This is a genomic window from Mesorhizobium sp. USDA 4132, assembly GCF_056279545.1.
In genome coordinates this window covers 2,990,132-3,013,895 of sequence record NZ_JBWCCP010000001.1, presented here as the reverse complement: position 1 = coordinate 3,013,895, position 23,764 = coordinate 2,990,132, and the positions used below count along the sequence as shown (strand labels likewise).

At 63.2% G+C, this 23,764-nt stretch carries 20 protein-coding genes; 12 read left to right on the top strand and 8 right to left on the bottom strand.

Annotated features, from left to right (window positions below):
• Positions 1 to 174 precede the first annotated feature (174 nt).
• From ACZ9IU_RS15365 to ACZ9IU_RS15355, 3 genes are all read left to right on the top strand, one after another.
• Complete coding sequence (locus ACZ9IU_RS15365) at positions 175 to 2,463, top strand: TonB-dependent hemoglobin/transferrin/lactoferrin family receptor (protein ID WP_038544315.1); 2,289 nt, start codon at positions 175 to 177, stop codon at positions 2,461 to 2,463.
• Between the two features lie 172 nt (positions 2,464 to 2,635).
• On the top strand, positions 2,636 to 4,315 hold the full coding sequence (locus ACZ9IU_RS15360; protein ID WP_038544313.1) for a formate--tetrahydrofolate ligase: 1,680 nt from the start codon (positions 2,636 to 2,638) through the stop codon (positions 4,313 to 4,315).
• Positions 4,316 to 4,531: 216 nt separating this feature from the next.
• Positions 4,532 to 4,909: a VOC family protein gene (locus tag ACZ9IU_RS15355; protein ID WP_038544311.1), complete on the top strand. Its 378-nt coding sequence runs from the start codon at positions 4,532 to 4,534 to the stop codon at positions 4,907 to 4,909.
• A gap of 257 nt (positions 4,910 to 5,166) precedes the next feature.
• On the opposite strand, the gene ACZ9IU_RS15350 is transcribed toward ACZ9IU_RS15355, so the two are convergent.
• Positions 5,167 to 6,366, bottom strand: coding sequence for an extensin family protein (locus ACZ9IU_RS15350; RefSeq protein ID WP_051899777.1), 1,200 nt, complete (start codon positions 6,364 to 6,366; stop codon positions 5,167 to 5,169).
• On the bottom strand, positions 6,324 to 6,677 hold the full coding sequence (locus tag ACZ9IU_RS15345; protein ID WP_157885154.1) for a hypothetical protein: 354 nt from the start codon (positions 6,675 to 6,677) through the stop codon (positions 6,324 to 6,326). Before ACZ9IU_RS15345 ends, ACZ9IU_RS15350 begins: the two co-directional genes overlap by 43 nt.
• On the opposite strand from ACZ9IU_RS15345, the gene ACZ9IU_RS15340 reads away from it, so the two are divergent.
• Both ACZ9IU_RS15340 and ACZ9IU_RS15335 read left to right on the top strand, forming a co-directional pair.
• On the top strand, positions 6,677 to 8,866 hold the full coding sequence (locus tag ACZ9IU_RS15340) for an anthranilate synthase (protein WP_038544309.1): 2,190 nt from the start codon (positions 6,677 to 6,679) through the stop codon (positions 8,864 to 8,866). The two genes, ACZ9IU_RS15345 and ACZ9IU_RS15340, sit on opposite strands and share 1 nt — an antisense overlap.
• Position 8,867: 1 nt before the next feature.
• Positions 8,868 to 9,371, top strand: a complete 504-nt coding sequence (locus tag ACZ9IU_RS15335) for a GNAT family N-acetyltransferase (protein ID WP_038544307.1) — start codon at positions 8,868 to 8,870, stop codon at positions 9,369 to 9,371.
• A gap of 37 nt (positions 9,372 to 9,408) precedes the next feature.
• Here ACZ9IU_RS15335 and ACZ9IU_RS15330 read toward each other — a convergent pair whose 3' ends face one another.
• A complete protein-coding gene (locus ACZ9IU_RS15330) occupies positions 9,409 to 10,353 on the bottom strand; it encodes a LysR family transcriptional regulator (RefSeq protein WP_038544305.1) in 945 nt (314 codons plus the stop codon).
• A 183-nt stretch (positions 10,354 to 10,536) separates the two neighbouring features.
• Between ACZ9IU_RS15330 and ACZ9IU_RS15325 the strand changes: the two genes are divergently transcribed.
• From ACZ9IU_RS15325 to queF, 3 genes are all read left to right on the top strand, one after another.
• Entirely contained in the window at positions 10,537 to 12,117 is a 1,581-nt protein-coding gene (locus ACZ9IU_RS15325) for an MFS transporter (RefSeq protein WP_051899776.1), read from the top strand.
• A gap of 141 nt (positions 12,118 to 12,258) precedes the next feature.
• A complete protein-coding gene (locus ACZ9IU_RS15320) occupies positions 12,259 to 13,176 on the top strand; it encodes a cation diffusion facilitator family transporter (RefSeq protein WP_038549471.1) in 918 nt (305 codons plus the stop codon).
• Entirely contained in the window at positions 13,173 to 13,637 is a 465-nt protein-coding gene (gene queF, locus ACZ9IU_RS15315) for a preQ(1) synthase (protein WP_038544303.1), read from the top strand. The genes ACZ9IU_RS15320 and queF overlap by 4 nt, the downstream gene beginning before the upstream one ends.
• Before the next feature lie 403 nt (positions 13,638 to 14,040).
• Here the strand turns inward: queF and ACZ9IU_RS15310 are convergent, their stop codons facing one another.
• Both ACZ9IU_RS15310 and ACZ9IU_RS15305 read right to left on the bottom strand, forming a co-directional pair.
• Entirely contained in the window at positions 14,041 to 14,919 is an 879-nt protein-coding gene (locus ACZ9IU_RS15310) for a DUF2076 domain-containing protein (RefSeq protein ID WP_038544299.1), read from the bottom strand.
• Positions 14,920 to 15,026: 107 nt separating this feature from the next.
• Positions 15,027 to 15,611 carry a HupE/UreJ family protein gene (locus ACZ9IU_RS15305; protein ID WP_038544297.1) on the bottom strand — a complete coding sequence of 195 codons (585 nt, stop codon included), beginning with the start codon at positions 15,609 to 15,611 and terminating at the stop codon, positions 15,027 to 15,029.
• A 214-nt stretch (positions 15,612 to 15,825) separates the two neighbouring features.
• Here ACZ9IU_RS15305 and ACZ9IU_RS15300 point away from each other — a divergent pair, with 214 nt between their 5' ends.
• On the top strand, positions 15,826 to 16,416 hold the full coding sequence (locus tag ACZ9IU_RS15300) for an ATP-dependent Clp protease proteolytic subunit (protein ID WP_244446555.1): 591 nt from the start codon (positions 15,826 to 15,828) through the stop codon (positions 16,414 to 16,416).
• Between the two features lie 126 nt (positions 16,417 to 16,542).
• On the opposite strand, the gene ACZ9IU_RS15295 is transcribed toward ACZ9IU_RS15300, so the two are convergent.
• The 3 genes from ACZ9IU_RS15295 to ACZ9IU_RS15285 form a co-directional block, all read right to left on the bottom strand.
• On the bottom strand, positions 16,543 to 17,577 hold the full coding sequence (locus tag ACZ9IU_RS15295; protein WP_038544295.1) for a MerR family transcriptional regulator: 1,035 nt from the start codon (positions 17,575 to 17,577) through the stop codon (positions 16,543 to 16,545).
• Positions 17,578 to 17,683: 106 nt separating this feature from the next.
• Positions 17,684 to 20,380, bottom strand: coding sequence for a bifunctional diguanylate cyclase/phosphodiesterase (locus ACZ9IU_RS15290; RefSeq protein WP_051899775.1), 2,697 nt, complete (start codon positions 20,378 to 20,380; stop codon positions 17,684 to 17,686).
• Positions 20,381 to 20,516: 136 nt separating this feature from the next.
• A complete protein-coding gene (locus ACZ9IU_RS15285; protein WP_051899774.1) occupies positions 20,517 to 21,461 on the bottom strand; it encodes a GGDEF domain-containing protein in 945 nt (314 codons plus the stop codon).
• 287 nt (positions 21,462 to 21,748) lie between these two features.
• On the opposite strand from ACZ9IU_RS15285, the gene ACZ9IU_RS15280 reads away from it, so the two are divergent.
• Genes ACZ9IU_RS15280 through brnA form a run of 3 tightly spaced genes read left to right on the top strand, consistent with a single transcriptional unit; the run spans position 21,749 to position 23,458 of the window.
• Positions 21,749 to 22,927, top strand: coding sequence for a benzoate/H(+) symporter BenE family transporter (locus tag ACZ9IU_RS15280; RefSeq protein ID WP_038544293.1), 1,179 nt, complete (start codon positions 21,749 to 21,751; stop codon positions 22,925 to 22,927).
• Between the two features lie 38 nt (positions 22,928 to 22,965).
• Positions 22,966 to 23,235, top strand: coding sequence for a BrnT family toxin (locus ACZ9IU_RS15275; protein WP_038549463.1), 270 nt, complete (start codon positions 22,966 to 22,968; stop codon positions 23,233 to 23,235).
• Positions 23,216 to 23,458, top strand: coding sequence for a type II toxin-antitoxin system BrnA family antitoxin (brnA, locus tag ACZ9IU_RS15270; RefSeq protein ID WP_197569336.1), 243 nt, complete (start codon positions 23,216 to 23,218; stop codon positions 23,456 to 23,458). Before ACZ9IU_RS15275 ends, brnA begins: the two co-directional genes overlap by 20 nt.
• The last annotated feature ends 306 nt before the right edge of the window (positions 23,459 to 23,764 follow it).

Below are 23,764 nucleotides of genomic sequence, written 5' to 3'. Positions count from 1 at the left end.
ATGATGATTAGAGTCATGTTTTAATAATTGACAATAATACTCATGTTTTCTAATGGCATGAATAAGGCATTTCCTGCCTCCCGCCACATTCTTGCCAGAATTGAAAAGGGCCGCCGCCTTTCCGGTGCGTTGACGCGCGCCGGCGGTTTCGTGTGCCCTGTTGAAAGGACAGTCATGCTCACCCGACGTCTGCGATCCACCCTTGCCACCTGCACCGCGCTTGCGGTGTTTTCCCTCGCCTGCGGCGCCTCCGCCCAACAGGCCGCACAGCCGCAGGCGGACACGACGCTGAAGCCGATCGTGCTCAAGGGGAAACGGGTGAAGGCGGGGGATGTGGCGGCGGACACGCCGCTTGCGAGCACGACGACGGCGGAAGAGATTGCCAAGAAGGACATCGGCAGCATCCAAGATCTCGGCCGCTCGACGGAGCCCGGTGTCGACTTCAGCAAGAACGACGGCGGCCTGTTCATCCGCGGCCTCGGCGGCGCGCGCGTCACGACGCTCATCGATGGCATCCCGATCCCATTCCTGTCCAACGATGGCCGCAGCGGGGCGGGCGGTGCTCCGACCACCGCAACGAACGCCCAAGGCGGCGGGGATAGCTTCGATTTCAGCTCGCTGTCGACCCTCGATGTATTGCGCGGGGCGGATTCGAGCCGCGCCGGCAACGGCGCCCTCGGCGGCGCTCTGGTGCTCAGGACGCTTGAGCCCGAGGATTTGATCGGCGAAGGTCGCGACTGGAGCGGCATCGGGAAGCTAACCTATGACAGCCAGGACAACAGTTTCGACTCTTCGGTTGCCGTCGCTAAGAAGATCCAGAATACTTCAATTCTCTTCCAGGGCGGCTACAAGAAGGGGCATGAGCGCAAGAGCAATGGCGACGTCGGCGGCATCGGCCCGACCCGGACGGAAGCCAATCCAGGTGATCTCGACCAGAATAACCTGCTGTTCAAGCTGCGCCAGGATCTTGAAGGTGGACATCGCGTCGGTTTAACGGCCGAGCGCTTCGACCGTCAGTTCGAAAACGATCTAAAAACCTCCCAGGGCGCCACGACCGGCTCATCGCGCGTCTATGCGCCGGGCGACTTCTGGGGCCACGACGACACTCGCCGCGAGCGCGTTTCTCTGGACTACCAGTTCGAGGCCCCGGACCCGGACAGCCTCATCAACTTGGCAAACCTGACAGTCTACTGGCAACGGCTGACGAAGAACGCTGGCAACGAAGGCACTCGCGTCGGCACCGTGGCAGGCCCCTGGTATCGCGACAACGAACTGCAGGAGAGCACGATCGGCGCGACCGGCTCGCTGGAATCGCAGTTTGAGACCGGCGGCGTCAGCCACACGGTGACGCTCGGCGGCAATGTCGAAATCTTCAAGGCTCGCTCCTTCCTCGACGGCGTCGACGCCTGCATTCTGGGCACAGCAAGCCCGATCGCTCTCGCCTTCTCTTGCCCGGCGCTGCATGCGGATCAGTCCGATATGCCGGATGTCGACGGAACCCGGCTCGGCATCTATCTCGACGACAAGATGGAGTTCGGCAACGGCTTCGCCCTCACTCCCGGCGTGCGGTTCGATCTTTTCGAGTACCGACCGAAAAGCTCCGGCGCCTACACCGACAATTCCGGTTTCACCAGCTTCGGCCTGCCGGACGGCACCAACGGCCATGGCGTCTCGCCGAAGCTGTTGGCGACCTACGACGTGCGCCCGGATGTGCAACTTTTCGCACAGTGGTCGATGGCCTATCGCGCGCCGACGGTCAGCGAACTCTACCTAAACTTCGCTAACCCGGCGCAGGGGTATGCCGTCATCGGCAATGCCGACTTGGAGCCTGAAACCGCCAACGGCTTCGAGATCGGTGCCAATCTCGGCGACGAGAATTTCGGCGGCCGCGTTAGGCTCTTCCATAACCGCTACAAGAACTTCATCGATAGCACGTCGGCTCCGGCTCCAGGCTTTGCCGCAGGCATTACCCAGAATTTCAACCGCAGCAAGGTGCAAATCTCCGGTATAGAGGTCAGCGGTATCAAACGCTTCGACAACGGTTTCAACGTTCACGGCGCTCTTGCGTTTGCATATGGCCGGGACACTGAAACTAACGAATATATCCGTACCATCGCGCCTCTTAAGGCCGTTGTGGGTGTTGGCTACGAGCAGGAAACCTGGGGCGTCGACCTTACCGGGATCTTTGCAGGCGGCATGCGGCACGAAGGCAACCCCGCTACGTTCGAAGCGCCTAGCTACGGCCTCGCCGACCTGACTGGTTGGTGGGAGCCGGAGCAGACCAAGGGGCTGCGGATCCAAGCGGGCATCTACAACCTGTTCGACAAGACTTACTACAACGCGGTTGCGCTTCGCGACACGAACATGAGCGTGGCGCCAGCTGCGGGAAACGCTTACCAGCCAGCACCATATTTCTCCGAACCAGGCCGGTCGTTCAAACTCTCTCTAACCCAGCGGTTCTGAACCAATACATCGGCGCCGGCGCCTGAGAAGGGTGGTGCGAGCGATCGTGCCGCCCTTTTCCTTGTGCACGCTCCTGGCGGCTATCCGGTTGCGGCTATTCACATAGCCTTTCCTTCGCTAACCATAACCGCAAGGACATGTTTGATCCGAAAGCACTTGGGGGAGCGAAGCTATGGCAGAGGTCAGATCCGACATCGAAATCGCACGCGCCGCGAAAAAGAAGCCGATCACGGAGATCGGCGCGAAGCTCGGGATTCCCGTCGAGGCACTCGCCCCCTATGGCCACGACAAGGCGAAGGTCGGGGCGGAGTTCATCGCGTCGCTTTCGGGAAAGAAGGACGGGAAGCTGATCCTCGTGACCGCCATCAATCCGACGCCGGCGGGCGAGGGGAAGACGACGACGACCGTAGGGCTCGGCGACGGGCTGAACCGGATCGGCAGACGAGCCGTCATCTGCGTGCGCGAGCCTTCGCTCGGCCCCTGTTTCGGGGTCAAGGGTGGAGCGGCCGGCGGTGGTTATGCGCAGGTTATTCCGATGGAAGACATCAATCTGCATTTCACCGGCGATTTCCACGCCATCACGTCTGCCCATAACCTGCTGTCGACGATGATCGACAACCATATCTACTGGGGCAATGCCGAGAACATCGATACAAGGCGGATCAGCTGGCGGCGGGTGATGGACATGAACGACCGGGCGCTGCGCCAGACGGTCGTATCGCTCGGCGGCGTCGCCAACGGTTTTCCGCGCGAGAGCGGCTTCGATATCACCGTCGCCTCGGAAGTGATGGCGATCTTGTGCCTGGCGGCCGACCTCAAGGACCTCCAAAGACGGCTCGGCGACATCGTCATCGGTTACCGGTTCGACCGCTCGCCCGTCTTTGCCCGCGACCTCAAGGCCGACAAGGCGATGACCGTGCTTCTGAAGGATGCGATGCAGCCGAACCTGGTGCAGACGCTCGAAAACAATCCGGCCTTCGTGCATGGCGGGCCGTTCGCCAATATCGCCCATGGCTGCAATTCGGTGATCGCCACGCGCACGGCGCTGAAGCTCGGCGACTATGTGGTGACGGAAGCGGGTTTCGGGGCCGATCTCGGCGCCGAAAAGTTCTTCGACATCAAGTGCCGCAAGGCAGGGCTGAAGCCGAATGCGGCCGTCATCGTCGCCACCGTGCGGGCATTGAAGATGAACGGCGGGGTGAAAAAAGAGGATCTAGGCCAGGAGAATGTCGAGGCGCTGAAGCGCGGCGCGGCCAACCTCGGCCGCCATATCGCCAATGTGCGGAAATTCGGCGTGCCGGTGGTCGTCGCCATCAACCATTTCACCTCGGATACGGAGGATGAGATCGCCGCCGTCAAGGACTACGCAGCGCGGCACGGTGCGGACGGCATCGTCTGCCGGCATTGGGCGGAAGGGTCCGCCGGCATCGAGGAGCTTGCCCTCAAGGTGGTCGAGCTTGCCGAGGGCGGCCAGGCGAAATTCCAGCCGCTCTATCCCGATCACCTGCCGCTCCTCGAAAAGATCGAGATCATCGCCTCGAAGATCTATCATGCCGGCGAAGTCACTACCGACCGGGGCGTGCGCGACCAGTTGAAGGCCTGGGAGGAGCAGGGTTACGGCGACCTGCCGATCTGCATCGCCAAGACGCAATATTCCTTCTCGACCGACCCCGCCTTGCGCGGTGCGCCGGAGGGTCACATCGTGCATGTGCGCGAAGTGCGGCTTTCGGCCGGCGCCGGTTTTGTCGTCGCGATCACCGGCGAGATCATGACCATGCCCGGTCTGCCGCGCGTGCCGTCCGCGGAACGCATCTTTCTGAACGAGGATGGTTTCGTGGAGGGGTTGTTCTGAGGGCTTGAGCGCTCGAGCCGCCTTGTGTTAAAGCTCGTCCGTCGAAAAAGGCAGGGCCGGATATGGTAAGCACGGCCCCTTCCGCAAGGAAGCTCTGATCCTTCGGTCCACCGTTGAGAACCCGCGACGAGAAACGGCACATCCCGTGCCGCTCTCGGCGGATTCTCGTGGCCTTTTCCGCGTCGCGTTCCGTCGGGGCAACTTTGCGAGAAAACGATGCGTATGAACCATATCGATATCCACGTGCCCGACGTTACGGTAACCAGCGCCTTCCTCGTCCGGCATTTCGGCCTGACTCTGCGTGAGATGCGCGGCGCGAACGGCCTGGCCATCCTCAACGACGATTCAGGCCTCGAAATCGTCGTCAGCCACCCGGTCGAAAAATTCGGCGGGGCCGAGCAGCAGGCGCTTGGGGTCGTCACCTACCATCTCGGATTCATCCAGCCGGAGAGAGCCGAGGTCGACAGGCTTTATCGGGAACTCAAGGATGGCGATGCCGAACTGGTGGGGGAGCCGCGAGAGATGCGCGGCGGGTATCTCTTCTACTGCCTGGCGCCTGGCCGGGTAATGATCGAGGTAGGCTGGCGGGGTTAGAGGTTTGGCTTGTTCCTCGGCCGCGTCCAGGGCGGTATTGGGAGGAGCGGAGACAGCGCGGCATATGTCCTTCTCCCCGCTTGCGGGGAGAAGGTGCCGGCAGGCGGATGAGGGGCCGCTATCCCTCGGCTGCCGGCATGAATTTCAGATCCGGCGCATCCTCAGGCTCATTCAACCTGCCGCGCCGCCGTCTCAATCTCAACATCTGCGTGGCCGGAATGCGCGCTATGCGTGCGTTGTGGCGGGCGGCAGACGGCCTACCGGCAATACCGGTACCCGTCCTTCCGCTCCAGCACGTCGAGATGGAGATGGTTTTGGTGGGCGGCGTCGCTGCCTGGTGACAGGACGGTGGTGAAGTGGAGGCAGGCGCCGGCGGTGGCGGTGCGCTGGAAGGCGCCTTCCATGGTCGAGTCCTCGGCCCTAGGCTTCATCTCCAGCTTCTCGCCGTTATCGAGCTTGAACGCGGCGACGTCGAAGGCGTTGCCGCGGGCATGTTCGGAAATCTTGCCCGTCGAGGCGCTGTTGCGCAGGCGGCAGGCATAGGTGGAGCCGGGCACGAGGCCGGTGATCCTGCGGCCAGGCATGGCGATATTGAGCGCCGGCTGGACGGTGTCCTTCAGCCAGTGCGCCAGACTGACCGCCGTCTTGCAGCGCATCGTCGCACCGCCGACCTCGACCCCCGGCAGGACTGTGGCAACGTCGATAGGGCTCTCTATGCCGCAGCCATTGCCCTCGTCGATCGGATCGGTGGCTTCGAATTTCGCGCCGAGCGAGGTGAGCTCGGCAAGGCAAGCCTTCAGCTCTTCGGGGTCTTCCTTGACAAGCGGTGGCGGCGGAGGTGGCGGAGGGGCTTCTGCCTTCTGCTCGTCCGGTTGCTTGCCGTCCGGCTTGGTTTCGCTCTGCTTGGTCTCCGGCTTTGCCGCATCCGTTTCGGGCGTCGCCGCCTGGCCAGGTTTGTCAATCGGCTGCGCCTCGGCGGCCGTGGCGCCCGGCTTTGGCAGGGGCTTCGGAACTTCGGCCTCATGGGCCGGCTCGGAAGCCGTGCCGGGTTGCTCGACAACGGGCGGCTTTTCAGGATTTTCGGCCGGATTTCCGTTGGGCCGGTTCTGCGCCACCGGTGCCGGTGTCTCGGGAACGGCGGGTTTTTCGGCGGGGCGCTCCGCCTGCTGAGGCGCCTCGGTCGGTTTCTGCACCTCTTCGACGGGCTTCGGGATTGGCAGGGGAACGTTTGCCAGCGCCGGCGGTTCGGGAATTGCAGTGCGTCCCTGTGATCGCGGGGACGCGCGGCGGCGCGGTGCGCGATCATGCGATCCGTCCTGCAGAAGGCGGGTCAGGAAGTTCACTTCCACGACGCCGGGCGGGACGTTGGAGTGTTGGGATATCGGTCTTTCGGGCGGCAGCCCGGCTCCGATGATCAGGGGCAGGCCTGCGAGAATTGCGATCCACGGATGCTGCATGCCGTATCCTTCTCGGCTGCGTTTCTTCGATCCTTGCGGGACGCTAAACGCGTCTCTCCGGTTTTGGTCGCATCGCAGCGCCAGAATTCTGTTTCCGGCTCGTGGAAATTCGCTTGCGCGGCTCGAAAACCCCAGCTAACAATTCGGCCCATGATGAACTCGATGACCATTGCTAACTGGTGGCCGGCACGCTCAACGCGGCCTTGACCAGTCATGTCCATCGACAAGACCACAAGCCGCCCGGAACCCGAGGCGGCTTTTTTGTTATCCGCCGCAGGCACCCGGGCAAAGACATTGGAGAGGCAGGACAATGGTAACGATCATTCGGGATGACGGTTCGGAAGTCTACGAGACAAGGGGCGGGATTGCGGTCAGCCGCCAGCGGCGCGCCGCACCCTATGCGGATGCGATCTCCTCCTATGTCGACAGGCTCGACGAGCGGCGCGGCGCGGTATTTTCTTCCAACTACGAATATCCGGGCCGTTATACCCGCTGGGATACGGCGATCGCCGATCCCCCGCTCGGCATCTCTTCGAATGGCCGCCGGGTGTGGATCGAGGCCTTTAACGGCCGCGGCGAGGTGCTGCTCGGTTTTGTCGCGGACAAGCTGAAGACGGTGGCCGAGCTGACGCTCGGGGAACGGACGGACCGGCGCCTCGACCTCACCGTCAACGAGCCGACGCGCGTGTTCACCGAGGAAGAGCGCTCGAAGATGCCGACGGTGTTTTCCGTGCTGCGGGCAATCGTCGACCTGTTCCATTCGGAAGCGGATTCGGCGATCGGCCTGTTCGGCGCCTTTGGTTACGACATCGCCTTCCAGTTCGATGCGATCAAGCTTTCGATGCAGCGTCCGGAAGACCAGCGCGACATGGTCCTATTCCTGCCGGATGAAATCCTCGTCGTCGACCATCATGCGGCCAAGGCCTGGATCGATCGCTACGACTTTTCCAAGGATGGCGTGACCACCGAGGGCAAGGACCAGGAGATCGCACCCGATCCCTTCCAGCGCAATGATACGATACCGCCGAAGGGCGACCATCGGCCCGGCGAATATGCGGCCCTCGTCACCAAGGCGAAGGAAAGTTTCCGCCGCGGCGACCTGTTCGAAGTGGTGCCGGGGCAGAAGTTCATGGAGCGCTGCGACTCGAAGCCTTCGGAAATCTCCAACCGGCTGAAGGCGATCAATCCATCGCCCTATTCCTTCTTCATCAATCTCGGCCATCAGGAATATCTGGTCGGCGCCTCGCCGGAAATGTTCGTGCGAGTGTCGGGCCGGCGCATCGAGACCTGCCCGATTTCGGGCACGATCAAGCGTGGCGAAGATCCGATCGCCGACTCGGAACAGATCCTCAAGCTCCTGAATTCCAAGAAGGACGAGTCCGAACTCACCATGTGCTCGGATGTCGACCGCAACGACAAATCCCGCGTCTGCGAGCCGGGTTCGGTGAAGGTGATCGGCCGCCGGCAGATCGAGATGTATTCGCGGCTCATCCACACCGTCGACCATATCGAAGGGCGTCTCAGGCCCGACATGGACGCGTTCGACGGTTTTCTCAGCCACGCCTGGGCCGTCACCGTAACGGGTGCGCCGAAGCTTTGGGCGATGAGGTTCATCGAGAACCACGAAAAGAGCCCGCGCGCCTGGTATGGCGGGGCGATCGGTATGGTCGGTTTTAACGGTGATATGAATACCGGGCTTACGCTGCGCACCATCCGCATCAAGGACGGCATTGCCGAGGTGCGCGCCGGCGCGACGCTGCTCAACGACAGCGATCCGAATGAGGAAGAAGCCGAAACCGAACTGAAGGCGTCCGCTATGCTGACAGCGATCCGTGATGCAAAGGCCGGCAATGCGGCGAAAGCCGGCCGCGACGTGGCGCGGGTGGGGCAGGGGGTAAAAATCCTGCTCGTCGATCACGAGGACAGTTTTGTCCATACGCTCGCCAATTACTTCCGTCAGACGGGTGCGACTGTCTCGACCGTGCGCACGCCGGTGCCGGAAGAGGTGTTCGACCGCTTCGATCCGGACCTCGTCGTGCTTTCGCCCGGGCCCGGCAATCCGAAGGATTTCGACTGCAAGGCGACCATCAAGATGGCGCGCTCGAAAGGCTTGCCGATCTTTGGCGTCTGCCTCGGCCTGCAGGCGCTGGCCGAAGCCTATGGTGGGGAACTGAGACACCTGGCGCTGCCGATGCACGGCAAGCCGTCGCGCATCCGAGTGCTGGAGCCGGGCATCGTCTTCTCCGGGCTCGCCAAGGAAGTCACTGTCGGGCGCTACCACTCGATCTTCGCCGATCCGAAGACGCTGCATCCGGATTTCATGATCACCGCCGAAAGCGAAGACGGCACGATCATGGGCATCGAGCACGTCAAGGAGCCGGTGGCGGCGGTGCAGTTCCACCCGGAATCGATCATGACGCTCGGCGGCGATGCCGGCATGCGGATGATCGAAAACGTCGTGGCACATCTGTCGCGGCGGGCAAAGACCAAGGCGGCGTAAGGTGTCGGCCGAAGCCATCGCGATCGACTCTATCCGCGAGGACCATATCGAGAGCTTCCACAAGGCGCTCGACACGGTCTCGCGCGAGCGGAAATATCTGACCTTCCTGGAGGCGCCGCCGCTCGAAAGCGTGCGGACATTCGTGCTCGACATGATCGAGAACGGCCATCCGCAGGTCGTCGCCGTTGCCGGCGGCGACGTGGTCGGCTGGTGCGACATCCGCCGGTATCCCCAGCCGACACATGCCCATTGCGGCACGCTCGGCATGGGCATCATCCCCGGCTATCGCGAAAAGGGGCTCGGCACGCGGCTGATCCGCGCCGCGGTCGGGCAGGCCCGAGACCGCGGCTTCCACCGCGTCGAGCTGCATGTGCACGCCGACAACCTGCGCGCCATCGCGCTCTATGAAAAGGTCGGCTTCGTGCGCGAGGGCGTGGCGCGCGACGCGGTGAGGATCGACGGGCGGTATATCGACAGCATCGGGATGGCGGTGGTGTTCGGGTAGGGTTGGCCCAAAGACTGGCGGAGCGATCTGTCAGTCGTTATTCAGCGGCATCCGCCAACAGCGAAGCCTCCGCCGCCGGCAACCTCTCGCACCTCTCTGCAAACAGTTTCTCGCTCAAAAAATCGACCAGCACCCGCACTTTCGGCGACAGGTGTCGACTGGAGGGCCAGAGGAGGTGGAACTGGCCGGGGGCGTTGAGGTGTTCGTCGAGGATCGTCCGCAGTCGGCCGTCGGCGACCGGTTCCCTTGCCAGAAAGTCCGGCATGCAGCCGATGCCGAGGCCGGCGATGACCGTGTGGCGCAGCGCCTCCATGTTGTTGCAGGTGAGCGCCGTGCGCAGGTGCGGCTCGGCACCTTCGGGCGGCAGGGTGATCGGCAAATCCTGGATCTTGCGGCTGTTCGGATAGCGGAAACGGATCGCCAGATGGCCGTCGAGCTCGCGCGGGCATTCGGGAGTGCCGTGGCGTTCCAGGTAGGAAGGCGCGGCGCAGAGAAGCATCTGGAAAGGCCTGAGTGTCCGTGACATCAGCCGCGAGTCCGGCAGGTTGCCGCTGCGGATCGCCACGTCGACCTCTTCGTCGATCAGGTCGACGACCCGGTCGTTGAAATCGAGATCGAGTTCGATCTCGGGGTAACGCTCGACGAATTCCGGCAGCACCGGCAGCAGAAGATGATAGGTGACGATCGGCACGCTGACCCTGAGTTTTCCGCGCGGCACGGCGATGGCGCTTGCAAGCGAGGCTTCGGCATCGTTGAGGTCGTCCAGCACGCGACGGCAGCGTTCGTGGAACAGCCGGCCTTCTTCGGTCAGGCGCAAGCTGCGCGTCGAGCGCTGGAAAAGCCGGACGCCGACATCCTTTTCGAGATTGGTGACGGCCTTGCCGACCGCCGAAGCCGAAAGGCCGAGCACTCGGCCGGCTGCGACGAAACTGCCGAGATCAGCGGTGCGCACGAAGGCCGTCAGTCCACCCAGGCGATCCATAACCCTCTCCCATTCGAGCGTTTTCTTCCGTCATATAAGGAACAGACGGAGGATTTTCTAATCATTGTGTCAAAACTATCTTGTGTTGGTCAATTGATACCCTTCCGGCCGGATCGGTTTGGGTGACGGCTTCTCCCAGGCCGCCAGCCTTTCTTTTTGCTCCAACACAGCGGAATCTCGGATATGAGAGACAACACACATGCTGCAACGGCGGCCGGACGGCTGTTCGTTCTGTTCGCAGTCTGCTGCGCGGCGGCCGCTATGCCGCTCACCTTCACCGGCACGGCCGTCGGCCTGCCCGCCATCAGCCGTGCGCTCGGCGGCAGCCCGATTGCCCTCAACTGGGCCACCAATGCCTTCATGCTTTCCTTCGGCAGCACCCTGATGGCCGCCGGCGCGCTCGCTGACAGTTATGGGCGCAAGCGAATTTTCCTGAGCGGCCTCGGTATCTTCGCGCTGTTTTCGATCGGTCTCGCCTTCGCGGGCGATATCGTCTGGTTCGATGTGCTGCGGGCGCTGCAGGGCATCGGCGCGGCAGCCGCCTTTTCTGGCGGCATGGCGTCGCTCGCGCAGGAATTCGACGGCGCGGCACGGCTCAGGGCTTTCAGCATCGTCGGCGCCAGTTTCGGCATCGGGCTCGCCTTCGGGCCGATCGCATCGGGATGGATGATCGCCATGTTCGGCTGGCCGGCAATCTTCATGCTGGTCGTCGCACTGGCGGCCGTCGCACTGATGCTCGGCGCAATCTTCATGCGGGAATCGCGCGATCCCGATGCTTCCGGTCTCGACTGGAAGGGAGCGCTCAGTTTCACCGCGGCGCTGACCGCTCTGACTTTCGGCGTGCTCCAGGCGCCGGAAAGCGGCTGGGGCGACCCGCTTGTCATCGTCATGCTTCTGGTAGCCGTCTTGGTTTTCCTCGCCTTCGTGCTGATCGAACGGACCGTGGCGCGGCCGATGCTCGACCTCACGTTGTTTCGTTATCCGCGTTTCGTCGGCGTGCAATTGCTGGCAGCGGCGCCGGCCTATGCATTCGTGGTGCTGCTCATCCTCCTGCCGGTGCGGTTCATCGGCATCGAGGGCATGGACGAGATCGCCGGCGGGCGGATGATGATCGCGCTGTCCGGGCCGCTCCTCGTCCTGCCGATCGCCGCCGGGCTGCTGACGCGCTGGTTCGCGCCGGCGACGATTTGTGGCGCCGGCCTGGCGATTTCGGCGGCCGGCCTGTTCTGGCTCAGCCAGTTTCCGGTGGGCTCCGCGCCAGTGGCGCTGATTGCGCCGCTCGTGACGATCGGCGTCGGCATCAGCCTGCCCTGGGGCCTGATGGACGGTCTCGCCGTCAGCGTCGTCCCGAAGGAAAGAGCCGGCATGGCGACCGGCATTTTCAGCACCACGCGGGTTGCCGGCGAAGGTGTGGCGCTTGCGGTGGTGACGGCGGTGCTTTCGGCGCTCACCAGCGCGAACCTCGGCAGCGGCGCCGGCGACCAGGCGGGCGCGATTGCCCAGCGGCTGGTGACCGGCGACCTGCGGGATGCGGCGGGACTGCTGCCGTCGATGGGACAGGTGGCCCTGCTGCAGGGTTACAGCCACGGGTTCTCCTCGCTCCTGTGGCTGCTGACCGCGATCACGGCACTGACAGCGGTCGTGGTGTTCCTTTTCCTCGGGCGGGGAGGCGAGACGGCGGAGGATATCGCGGAGGAGGCGGAACTGGCCGCCGCTGCCGCGACGCGATCCGACGAGAACCGATTACGCCAGCCGGCCCTTTGACAAAGGGCCTTTGACAAACCGGCTCATCTGAGCCATATGCAGGCTATCCGGAACCGCCGCAGCGAGACGATCTCGCTGCGGCGGTTTCGCCGTTTTGGGCCTTCGGTCCTGCAAATCATTCGCACGCGCAAAAAGGAAGACATGGTGGCGAGGGAAGTCAAAATCGTCGAGCGGCTGGCCTTCTGGGGCATGCCGCTGTCGCTCGGCGTCATGTTCTTGAAGATGCTGGCCTGGTGGATGACGGGCTCCGTCGCGCTGCTGTCGGACGGGCTCGAATCCTTCGTCAATGTCGCCGCCGCCTTCATCGCCTATTTCGTCATCCGCTATGCACAGCGACCGGCAGACCACGACCATCAGTTCGGCCATCACAAGGCGGAATACATTTCTGCGGTCGTCGAAGGCGGGTTGATCATCGTCGCGGCGTTCCTGATCCTCAGCGAGGCTTGGGACGGACTGTTCTCGCCGAAACTGCCGGATGCGCCGGTGCTGGGCCTGGCGATCAACGGACTGGCGGCGGTCATCAACGCTGCCTGGGCGACGACGCTGATCCGGGTCGGCACCGCCCATTATTCGCCTGCAATGGCAGCCGATGGCCGGCACATCATGTCCGACGTGGTGACTTCGGCCGGGGTCTTCGTCGGCCTCGTCCTCGCCGTTGTCACTGGATACGCGATCCTCGACCCGGTGCTCGCCATCCTGGTCGCGATCAACATCCTCTGGCAGGGCTACAAGGTGATCGCCCACTCCATCGGCGGGCTGATGGACCGGGCGCTGGAGCCGGACGAGGAGGCGGCGGTGCGCGAGGCGATCGCTACCCATTCGGTCGGCGCCCTCGGTGTCCACGACTTGAAATCGCGCCGGGCGGGGGCGGCTGTCTTCATCGATTTCCATCTGGTCGTACCGGCTGGCATGAGCGTCGCAGAAGCGCATGCGATCTGTGACCGCTTGGAAGATGCGATCAAAGCGAGTATTGCCGGCGCCACATTGGCAATCCATGTGGAGCCCGAAGGCGAGCGTGCCCATGGACAGAAAGTAGACGTTGAAGGAACAGGCAAATGACGATGACCGATGTCACCGGGCTCTCGCAGCTCGGATCCCAGGTGGAGGCTCCGCGGAGCCCCGAGACCGCAGTGCTGGAAAAGGTGCCGAACGGCAACCAGGGCACCGATTACGTGGTGCGCTTCACGGCACCGGAATTCACCTCCCTCTGCCCGATGACCGGCCAGCCGGATTTCGCGCATATCGTCATCGACTATATTCCGGACGGGTTCCTGGTGGAATCGAAGTCGCTGAAGCTGTTCCTGCATTCGTTCCGGAACCACGGCGCGTTCCATGAGGACTGCTCGATCTACATCGCCAAGCGGATCGTGGATCTGCTCGCCCCGAAGTGGCTGAGGATCGGCGCCTACTGGTATCCGCGCGGCGGCATTCCGATCGACGTGTTCTGGCAGACGGGCGAGGCGCCGGCAGGGGTGTGGCTGCCGGAGCAGGGGGTCGCGACGTATCGCGGGCGTGGGTGAGGCGCAACGGCTTGCCGGCAAAACGCTCCAGTGGAGCGTTTTAAGCGCCGGGATGGTGCGGCAGGCTCTTTCATCCCGTCACTTCAAAACCGAGCGAGTGTGGCGTGCGATCGACATTGATGTTGGAATCCGCCAGCCCCCCTCTGCCCTGCCGGGCATCTCCCCCACGGGTGGGGAGATCACAAGTGGCGCGACCGCCGTTCCCCGACAGACCTCGAACAGCCAGACCACGCAGAATGAGGCGTGAAACTTGAGGCGGTGAGCAAGCGCCCAGCCGATCTCCCCACCTGTGGGGGAGATGCCCGGCAAGGCAGAGGGGGGCGGACGCACTCCAACGTCGAAGGTAGGCCTTCCGTCCTTACATCAAGGGACCCGGCGCTTCAGCCACCGCAGAGCCTCTCACTCACACATCCATCGAATCGTCGCTGCCCATGTCGCTGTTGTCGAAATCCGGCTGGTCGTCGGAAAAGTCGTCGTTGCCGTAATCGGCCTGCTGCAGGCCGGCATTCGAGCCAGAATTGTCGGGCCCATCGTTGGTGTTGGCGGCGGTGCTGTCGTTACCCGAGGCCTGGCGGACCGCGTCATCCCCGAAATAGTTGTTGTTGATGACGGTTTCCTCGACAGGACCGCTGCCGCTGCCGAACGGGTTGCTGCCGGCGAGCGGCGAGCCCCAGCCGAGGGAGTTCATGTGGCTGCCGAAGATGCCGGAGAGCGAATTGGCGAGCAGCATGCCGCCCGCGACGCCGGCTGCGGTGCCGAGCGCGCCGCGCAGGAAGCTGCCACCGGCTGAGGGAACCGATGTCTGGCCGCTCCAGGGTGCGGCAGGCGGCGGAGGCGCACGATAACCGTCATCATAGTCGCTGCCGGTGCGGTAGTTCTGGCGTGGGGCGCTGCCCCATGGGCCCGACTGAGGGCCTGCCTGGGGCGCTTGCAGCGGACCGGGGCCGGTTCGAAGACCGGGCTGCGGGGCGGGGGATTGCTGGGCCTGGCCGGTGCCGAAGATCGAGCTCAGGAACCCGCCGCTCTGTTCGGCACGGTGATGATCGCTCGTCTCCGCTTCGAGCTGGCGGACGCGGTCTTCCAGTTCCTTGATGTGGTTGGCGGCGGCTTCGAGGCCCTTTTCCTGCACGATCACGGCCTGTGCCAGGTAGTAGGTGGCGTAGGGCTGTTCGCGGGTGGCCTGGTCGATGAGGGTTTCGGCGTCGCGGTCGCGCGGGGTGGCTGCGGCGGTGCGGACGCGGTCGAAAAGGGCGGTGAGGAGCTGGCGTTCTTCGGGTGACATGCTTGCCTCCTTGGGGGCGTTGCCGTGAACAACAAGGTAGGCAGGGATTCCGGCATTTCAAAGCCGGGATCCCTTACATTTCGGTAATCTTGGCGCGTGACCGGGGCTCACGCGAATGCCAGCGACATACCGAGAAGCGCGGTCGCGGCGCCGAGGATACGGGCGATGTAAGGGCTGAGCCGGGCAATGCCGAAGCCGAGCGCGATGCCGGCGGCATGCAGGAGGGCGGTGGCGATCATGAAGCCGATGCCGAACTGCAAGGCGCCTGCCGAGCCGAGTTCGCCGCCATGGGCGTGACCGTGGAACAGCGCGAAGACGCCGACCACGGCAGCCGCCGCCGGAACCGGCAGTTTCACCGCCGTTGCGACAAGCAGGCCAAGCCCGATGACCGAGGCGAGGATCGCCGGTTCGACGAACGGAAGGCTTATGCCGCCGAGCGCGAGCAGGAAGCCGGCGGCCATGGTGCCGACGAAAGCTGCGGGGACGATCCACAGCGCATTGCGGCTGCTGCCGGCTCCGATCTGCGCCGCCCAGAGGCCGACTGCGACCATGACTAGGATATGGTCGGCGCCGAACAGCGGATGGGAGAAACCTGAGAGGAGCGATCCGTGTTCTGCCGGATTGAGATGCGCGAAGGCAGGTGCGGTGGCGGCGGCAAGAATGGCGGCGGCGAGCGAAAGGCGTTTCAGCATTTGGGTCCCCTGGAAATTATGTGCATGCGGAATGACTGCGAAGATAGGCAAGCGCCTTGTGGCTGTCCATCGGCAATTGCCGCGACGGAAGGCTCGGTACTACGTCATTCACCTTAGTCCGTGGAAGGTGCCGTCTTAGACTCTACGCTCCATTGTTTTACGGCGGCGAACACATTATGTCCGGTATATGAATCTGATGCAGGAGACTCTCAGCGTGCTCGACGACGAAGACGACAAGGACGACAAGACCAAGGAACTGCCGCTCGGCAAGGAAACGGAAGCGAATCTTTTCAAGTCGCGTTCGATCTTCATCTATGGAACGATTACCCAGGAACTGGCGCAGAAGGTCAACACGCAGCTCGTGGCGCTTGCCGCCGCCAGCGACGAAGACATCCGCGTCTATGTGAGCTCGCCCGGCGGCCACGTGGAATCGGGCGATTCGATCCATGACATGATCAAGTTCATCAAGCCGAAGGTCTGGATGATCGGTACGGGCTGGGTCGCATCGGCCGGCGCGCTGATCTATGTGTCCGTTCCGAAGGAACGCCGCATCTGCTTGCCGAACACCCGCTTCCTGCTTCATCAACCGTCCGGCGGCACCCGCGGCATGGCATCCGATATCGAGATCCAGGCCCGCGAAATCATCAAGATGAACGAGCGGCTGAACAGGATCATGGCTGAAGCCACTGGCCAGTCGGTCGAGAAGATCGCCGCCGACACGGACCGCGATTATTGGCTGTCAGCCGAAGAAGCCAAGGTCTACGGCCTGGTTTCGAGGATCGTGACGTCGCAGAGCGAAATCTGATCGCTCTCTGCCATTTGAATTTGAAAAGCCCCGCCGGCTGCCGCCGCGGGGCTTTTTGTTGTTTGCGGCTCGCGTTACCAAGGATGGCGCCTGCCGGACGACCGGCAGACTTTTCCACCTGTGTGTTCAGGCGACCTGCGGACGCCAGGCAATGACGCCTTCGGTGCGGGCGCGGACGTCGGGCGTGGCAAGGCAGGTGGCGACGGCCTCGTAACCCGGCGCGCCCGGAATGGGTGCAACGCGGCTCGGCGGGCTGTGGTTGGCGGGGCAGAGGATGATCGCCTCGTCCGGTCCGACGGCGCCGAGATCGAGGATCGCCGAGGAGCGGGTCATGATGAAGAGCGGACGGGCGCCGGGACCGCGGTTGCGCAGATAGGCCAACACCGCCTCCTGCGATGGCTGGTCCAGACCCTGCTCGATCATGTCGATGACCGGGATGCGGGCCGCATCGGCTTCGATCGCGACGAGGAGGGCGGTGAGCGCGGGCGTGACGGCTGCGCCTTCCTCAACGAGCCAGGCGAGCGCCTGCTCGACGCGCTGCTTCAGCGCCGGATCGGTTTCCATCCGTGCCCGGGCCTCGGCGGCATCGTTGGCGGCGCGATCAAGGTCGACGAAGACCGCGCCCGGCAGATGTCCGGCGATCGCCCGGGCGAACCGGGTCTTGCCGCTGCCGAGCGGGCCGATGACGTAGTTGAGCGGTCTTATATCCCTGAGCTCGAAGCGTTCGCCGCCCCAGGGCCAGGGAAGGTCGAAAGCCGCGGCGATCTCGGCCGCCGGCCGCGCCAGCCGCGTCAACTCGTGCAGCCCCGGCGGTTCGCCGCCGGCAAGGCCCGCGCGCAGATTGCGGACTTTTTCGACCGTTTCGGCGATCCTTCGGGCCTCCGCTTCGAGCTTCGCCTGATGGGCGGCAAGTGCTGGAGCGAGTTCCTGTGCCTCGCCTTTCAGCACGCGCGCCACCTGCGCGAGGCTGAGGCCGAGGGCTCGCAATGCAGCGATCTCGCCGGCGCGGGTCATTTCGACCGGGCCGTAGGTCCGCCATCCGGCGGCGGTGCGGACAGGGGCGATCAGGCCCCGCTGTTCATAAAGGCGCAGCGCCTTTGGCGATATGCCGAGCCGTTCGGCGGCGTCGGACGGGCTCAGGTAATGTGCGGAAGAACTCAAGGAATCACCTCGTCGGTTGTTGACCGCTCCTCCTATCGGGGCAACCCCAGGGGCCGGGTCAACAGGTGTTTTGCGAGGTTTCAATTTTTTCCGGCGGCGGCCCCGCTCAGTCGACCAGCGCCGTCGATGACGCGAACCGTGAATGGTTGCCGGCCTCCCAATCGATCGCGAATGTGATGAACTCGTTGGCCGGCATCGGCTTTGCGAAGACGTAACCCTGCAGGGTCTGGCAGCCGAGGCTGCGCAGGATGTCCACATGGGCTGCCGTCTCCACCCCTTCGGCAACGATCTCAATGCCCTGTGAGCGACCTATCTCGATAATCGAGGCGACCAGCCGGCGTTGAGAGCCGGCAGCTTCGAGCGGGGCAATCAGCTTGCGGTCGATTTTCAGCCGCTTGGGCCCGAGTTCGATAAGGCTGACGATCGAAGCGTGGCCGGTGCCGAAATCGTCGATCTCGATATCGATACCGAGCGCCTTGAGGCTGAGGATGGCCGACCTCAGCTCCTTGTCCTGATCTTCGAAGGAAATCGATTCGAGAAGTTCGAACGACAGGGTCCCAGGAATGATCGGCAGTTCGGCCAGTCGTTTGAACAGCCTTTCGTCCTTCAGGCGCTGCGCCGAGATGTTGACAGAGAGATGCGGGATGTCGAGCCCGAGCGCACGCCATCTCACCGACTGGAAGAGCGCCTTTTCAAGGATGATCGCATCGATATCGGCCGACCGGTGCAAGCTCTCGGCGATCGCCAGGAAACTGTCCGGCGCCAGCAGGCCGCGTTTGGGATGCTGCCAGCGCGCCAGCGCCTCGACGCCGACGATAGCGAGCGAATGCGCGTCGAATTGCGGCTGGAAGAAAGGGATGATCTGGTCGCCTTCGAGCGCGGTCAAGAATTCGTCGGACATGCGCTTGCGCAGCACCACTGCCGAACGCAGTTCCTTGGAGAACAGCTCGACGCGGTTGCGGCCGCGCTTCTTGGCTTCATAAAGCGCGATATCGGCATTGATCAGCAACTGGCTCAGTTCCTCGCCGGCTGCGGTCTGGCATGCGATGCCGGCGCTGCAGCCGATGCGACATTGATGCCCGTCGATATCGATGGGGCGGGCAAGCGTGCTGACGATCGACTGGGCGAGATATTCGGCCCGGCGTTGCGGCTCCGCGCCCCCGGTCACGACGACGAATTCGTCACCGCCGATGCGCGAGGCGAACTCGTCGTGGTCGATCAATTCGAGCAGGCGGGACGTGGTGGCCTTCAGGACCGCGTCGCCCGCCGCGTGGCCGAGCGTGTCGTTGACTTCCTTGAAGCGATCGAGATCGATGTGGATGAATGCCAGCCGGTGACCTGCAGCCTGTTTCTCCCCGGCAGTCATGAACTGGTCGAGGAAGCGCCGGTTCGGCAGGCCCGTCAAGGCGTCGTGCAGCGACTGATGTTCGAGCGTGCGCCTTGCCGAACGCAATTCGTCGTTCTGCAGCTCGGCCTTCGTCTGCGCCTGCCGCAGTTCGGAATGCAGCGTAACGTCCCTGGTAACGTCCCAATTGGCGCCGACGACCCGCTTGACGCCTCCCGCGGTCCGGTAGGTGGCGCCGTGTGCACGGATGTGACGGATCTCGCCGTTGCCGGACACGACGCGGAACTCGGTGCGGTAGCTTGTTTCGTTCTTGAGCGCGTCGCGGAAGTATGCTTCGGCGGCTTCCACGTCGTCGGGATGCAGCGCATTGCGCCAGTCCGCGTATTCGCGAACCGTGCGGTCCGGGGAAGAGTCGTAGAGCTCGCGCATGCGCCGATCCCAGATCAGCGTATCGGTCGAAGGTTCATATTCCCAGACGCCGACGCCCGAGGCCTGGAGCGCCAGTTCGAGGCGCTGGGACAGCGTTTCCAGCTGTTCCTCGCGCTGCTGCAGGGTGAGGATGTTGCCGTGGCGTTGCTTCATCAAGAGGCCCGCCCAGAGGAGCGGCGCGGCGATGCAGAAGGCGATTAGAAGGGCGGTGACCCGGAAGCCGAACATGTCCAGCGGCGCGCCCTCCCATCCGCCCTTCGGGACTGCTGCGAGATACCAGGTGTCGTAACCGAGCTCGATCCTTGATTTGACCGGGTCTTGCGAAAATATCGCACCGTTTCCGAGGAAGATGTCGCGCTCGGCGGGGATGGGCCGCTGCGAGATTGCGATGTTCAGCGTCTGCCGCTGGGTATTGACGTTGCTGTCCGTATAGAGCCGATCGAGATCGATGACCGCCGAAACGACACCCCAGAACCGGCCGTTGGCAAGCGAGAAGACCGGATAGCGCGCAATCAGCCCCTGGCCGCCCTGCACCAGATTGACCGGGCCGGTGATGACGAGCGTCCGCCGCTCGACCGCTCTCATCACGGCATCCCGCTGCAGCTCGTTGGTGCGGTAGTCGAGGCCGAGGGCCTTCTTGTTCGCCTCTTCGGGATAGACCAGGCCGACCACCAGGTCCTTGGCGGCGACAACATTGCGCAGCTGTGACGGAACGTCGAAAACCCGCTCCGAAAGCGCCGTGAATTGGGGTTGGTTGATGTTCGGATTGGCGGCAATGGCGGCGACCAGTCCGTAGATCAGATTGACGTTGCCATGAATATTGGTCTCGAGACTTGCGGCCACTCTGGCGAGCTGTTCAGCCGCCTTGACCTGCTGTGCCACATGGTACTGCTCGCGCTTCTCGATATCGGCGCGGACCACGCCGACCAGCAGGCCGGCGACCGCAAGGATGGCCGGGAAAAAATAGCCGAGGCCGAAGAACTGAAGACGAGACGATTTCGATTTCGAGAGAAATGGCAGCGAGGTCATGGAGATTTCCGATGGTGTCCCCCACTGTCGCCGACAAAATTTAAGATTGTCTAATTTACCTGCGTATCAACTACGCAACTATGTGCGGAAGAGGCACAAATTTTTCGTTTGTACGGAAATGGGACCTCGGCCGTGCCTATGCGGGGCTGATCCGGTTCCTGCCGGCACGCTTGGAACGGTAGAGGCCATCGTCGGCCCGTTTCAGAATGTCCTCGGAGGAGGCATCCGCCGACAGAAATTCGCTCAAGCCGCCGCTGATCGTGGCGTGGTGGCCGAGCGTCTCCCGGACCTCGGTTGCGACGCGCTGGCGCAGCCGGTTGGCGATGACGATGCCGTGCTCCTGCCGGGTGGCGGGCATGACCACGACGAACTCGTCGCCGCCGAGGCGGGCGAGAAAGTCGGTCTTGCGCAATTCCAGGCGACAGACGCCGGCAATCGCTTTCAGAACAGCGTCGCCCATCGCATGTCCAAGCTCGTCGTTGACGGTCTTGAAGTGGTCGATGTCGAACATGAAAACGGATGTCGGGATATGGTCGTCGCGGAAAAGCTCGAACTTCAGGGCGAGCACGTCCATCAGCTTGCGGCGGTTGAAGAAGCCGGTCAGCGCATCGGTCTCGCTCTGATGACGCAACTGGTTTTCGACGGCGTTCTTTTCGGTGATGTTGCTGGCGACCCAGACGATCGCATCCTCACCGTCGACCTGGAAATCAAGCGCCTGCAGGCGACCCTCGAACCAGATCGGATGTTCGGGACCGTCGTTCTGCAGCCCCTTCACGTCGCTGCCGGAGAGGCTGTATTCGATGATATGCAGGGCACGCGAAGCGAGCGCCTTTTCGATCTCCCGCACAAACCGTTCCGCCTTCTCGACCACGAGGACGTCGTAGAGGCTCTTGCCGACGAGATAGCTGCCCTCGTGATAATACCGGGTGTCCTTGCCGCCGAAGAGCGCGGCATAACGGCCGCTGCGGGTGAGGACGAAGCAGGGATCCGGGAGCGCCGACAGGATGAAATAAAGCTGATCGCGGGAAAAGGCGGTTTCCTGTCCGATCTCGATCTCTGGCGCAAGGTGAGCTGCCGTCATTGCTTTTTCCGGGGCGTTGATGCAATCCGGGCTGCATGGCCGGACCGACCTGGAGCAACGGGCGCACGGTCCGGAGACTACCGCCAAACTCCTTCCAAATTATCAACAGATGCGAATATTCGCATGCACGAACAAAGGGCGGTTGCTCGCGGCCCGGCAAAGCCGAATGGCTGGCTGCAGCCATGGCTTTCCATCTCGGCCGTACCCTTTTGCGGCAAACGCACCTTGCCTTTGCCGGCGGGCCTATGTTCGATTGCGGACTTTCAAATTCATGAGTCCCCGCCCGCATGTTCAAGGATTTTTCCGTTTCAGCCCTGATGATGGGGTTGCTCACTGCCTTTGTCGGGTTCATCAGCTCGTTTGCGGTCATTATGCAGGGGCTGCAGACGATGGGTGCGACCGCACCGGAAATCGCCTCGGCGCTCCTGGCGCAATCGATCTCGATGGGCTTGCTGGCGATCGTGTTCTCGAGCTGGTACCGGATGCCGATCAGCATCGCCTGGTCGACACCGGGGGCGGCGCTTCTATCCGGCATCAGCGTGATCGAAGGCGGATTTCCGGCCGTTGTCGGCGCCTTCGTGGTCTGTGGCGTACTGATCATTCTCTCCGGCCTGTTCCGGCCGCTCAGCCGGGCGATCCGGCTGATCCCGGCGCCGCTCGCCAATGCCATGCTGGCCGGCATTCTCCTCAGCCTTTGCCTCGCGCCGGTGAAAGCTGTCGCCTTCAATGCGGCGCTCGGCCTGCCGATCGTGCTGACCTGGATGGTCGTGGTTTCGAGATGGCGTCTCTGGGCGGTGCCGGCGTCGCTCGGCGCGCTGATCCTGGTGCTGATCTTCGGTGTCGATCTTCCCCCGGACGCGATGGCGCAGATTGGTCAGGCGATCCATCCGAGCCTCACCTTCGTCACGCCGGTCTTCACCCTGCATGGGGTGATCTCGGTGGCGCTGCCTCTGTTCATCGTCACCATGGCCTCGCAGAACATTCCTGGCATGGCGATCCTGAAAGTGCATCACTACGAGCCACCGGCGGGCGTGATGTTTGTCGGCACCGGCATCTTCTCGATCCTCGGCGGGCTGGTCGGCGGCGTGCCGGTCAACATGGCGGCGATCACGGCGGCGATGTGCGCCAGCGAGGATGCCCACCCCGACCCCACCAAACGCTACTGGGCGGCGATCCTTGCCGGCTTCGGTTACATCGTGTTCGGCCTGATCGCCGGCGGCATCATCGCCTTCGTGTCGCTGGCGCCGCCGATCCTGCTGCAGGCGGTGGCGGGTCTCGGCCTCATCGGCGCCTTTGCCAATGCAGCCTTTGCGGCCTATCGCGACCCGGAAACGCGCGAAGCCGCGGCGATCACCTTCCTCGTGACGGCATCGGGTCTTTCGTTTGCGGGGATTTCCGGGCCTTTCTGGGGGCTCGTCGCCGGCGGCGTGATGATGGGATTGCAGAGCCTCGTCAAGCGTGCTTGAATGACTGGAAATGGTATAATTTCTATATTATATTGGTTATGAAGTTCGAATTCGATCCTGACAAGAGCGCCACGAACAAGGATAAGCACGGAATCGATTTCGTGGAGGCGCAAGCGCTATGGGCGGATGAGAGGCGGACCGTCGCTCCGGTCCAGTCGGATACGGAGTCGCGATATATCCTTACCGGAAAGATTGCGGAGAAGCATTGGACCGCGGTCTATACATGGCGAGGAGACTGGCTGCGAATTATATCGGTCAGGCGCGCACGTGACAAAGAGAAGCAGACCTATGAAGACAATAACCGCTGAAGAGTTTGACAAGAAATTCGACGATGGCGAGGACATCAGCGAATATGTGGACTGGTCTAAGGCCACACGCCCTGGTCTCGAGCCCAAGCGCGTCAATATCGATTTTCCGACCTGGGTCGTGAACGGGCTGGATCAGGAGGCGCGGCGTCTTGGTGTTACGCGGCAGTCGCTGGTGAAACTCTGGATCGCCGAACGGCTTGAGGCAAGACGCCAAGGCAAGTGAAAGCCCACTTGCCTCTCTTCCACTCTGCGGCTATACATCCTGCCCATGACCATGACAGGCGCAATCATGTCCGACCGTTCGTCTACCCGCCGCACCGCGGCCGGGACGATGGTCTTTGCGCTTTCCTCGCTTCTTAGCCTCGACCTTACGCGCGGTTGCCGGGTCCGTTGAGGAGCGCCCGGCGGCCGAAGGCCCGCCCGGCATAAGAGCTCCTCTCACGAACATTCAAGACCGAGCCACAAAAGACCGCTAAAGGTCCGCATCGACGACGGCCAATTCCCCAGACGGATGCCGAGCGACGCGTGA

Coding starts and splice junctions, on each gene's coding strand:
- ACZ9IU_RS15365 (WP_038544315.1), top strand. CDS start 175: ATGCTCACCCGACGTCTGCGATCCACCCTTGCCACCTGCACCGCGCTT.
- ACZ9IU_RS15360 (WP_038544313.1), top strand. CDS start 2,636: ATGGCAGAGGTCAGATCCGACATCGAAATCGCACGCGCCGCGAAAAAG.
- ACZ9IU_RS15355 (WP_038544311.1), top strand. CDS start 4,532: ATGCGTATGAACCATATCGATATCCACGTGCCCGACGTTACGGTAACC.
- ACZ9IU_RS15350 (WP_051899777.1), bottom strand. CDS start 6,366: ATGCAGCATCCGTGGATCGCAATTCTCGCAGGCCTGCCCCTGATCATC.
- ACZ9IU_RS15340 (WP_038544309.1), top strand. CDS start 6,677: ATGGTAACGATCATTCGGGATGACGGTTCGGAAGTCTACGAGACAAGG.
- ACZ9IU_RS15330 (WP_038544305.1), bottom strand. CDS start 10,353: ATGGATCGCCTGGGTGGACTGACGGCCTTCGTGCGCACCGCTGATCTC.
- ACZ9IU_RS15325 (WP_051899776.1), top strand. CDS start 10,537: ATGAGAGACAACACACATGCTGCAACGGCGGCCGGACGGCTGTTCGTT.
- ACZ9IU_RS15320 (WP_038549471.1), top strand. CDS start 12,259: ATGGTGGCGAGGGAAGTCAAAATCGTCGAGCGGCTGGCCTTCTGGGGC.
- queF (WP_038544303.1), top strand. CDS start 13,173: ATGACGATGACCGATGTCACCGGGCTCTCGCAGCTCGGATCCCAGGTG.
- ACZ9IU_RS15310 (WP_038544299.1), bottom strand. CDS start 14,919: ATGTCACCCGAAGAACGCCAGCTCCTCACCGCCCTTTTCGACCGCGTC.
- ACZ9IU_RS15305 (WP_038544297.1), bottom strand. CDS start 15,611: ATGCTGAAACGCCTTTCGCTCGCCGCCGCCATTCTTGCCGCCGCCACC.
- ACZ9IU_RS15290 (WP_051899775.1), bottom strand. CDS start 20,380: ATGACCTCGCTGCCATTTCTCTCGAAATCGAAATCGTCTCGTCTTCAG.
- ACZ9IU_RS15285 (WP_051899774.1), bottom strand. CDS start 21,461: ATGACGGCAGCTCACCTTGCGCCAGAGATCGAGATCGGACAGGAAACC.
- ACZ9IU_RS15280 (WP_038544293.1), top strand. CDS start 21,749: ATGTTCAAGGATTTTTCCGTTTCAGCCCTGATGATGGGGTTGCTCACT.
- ACZ9IU_RS15275 (WP_038549463.1), top strand. CDS start 22,966: ATGAAGTTCGAATTCGATCCTGACAAGAGCGCCACGAACAAGGATAAG.
- brnA (WP_197569336.1), top strand. CDS start 23,216: ATGAAGACAATAACCGCTGAAGAGTTTGACAAGAAATTCGACGATGGC.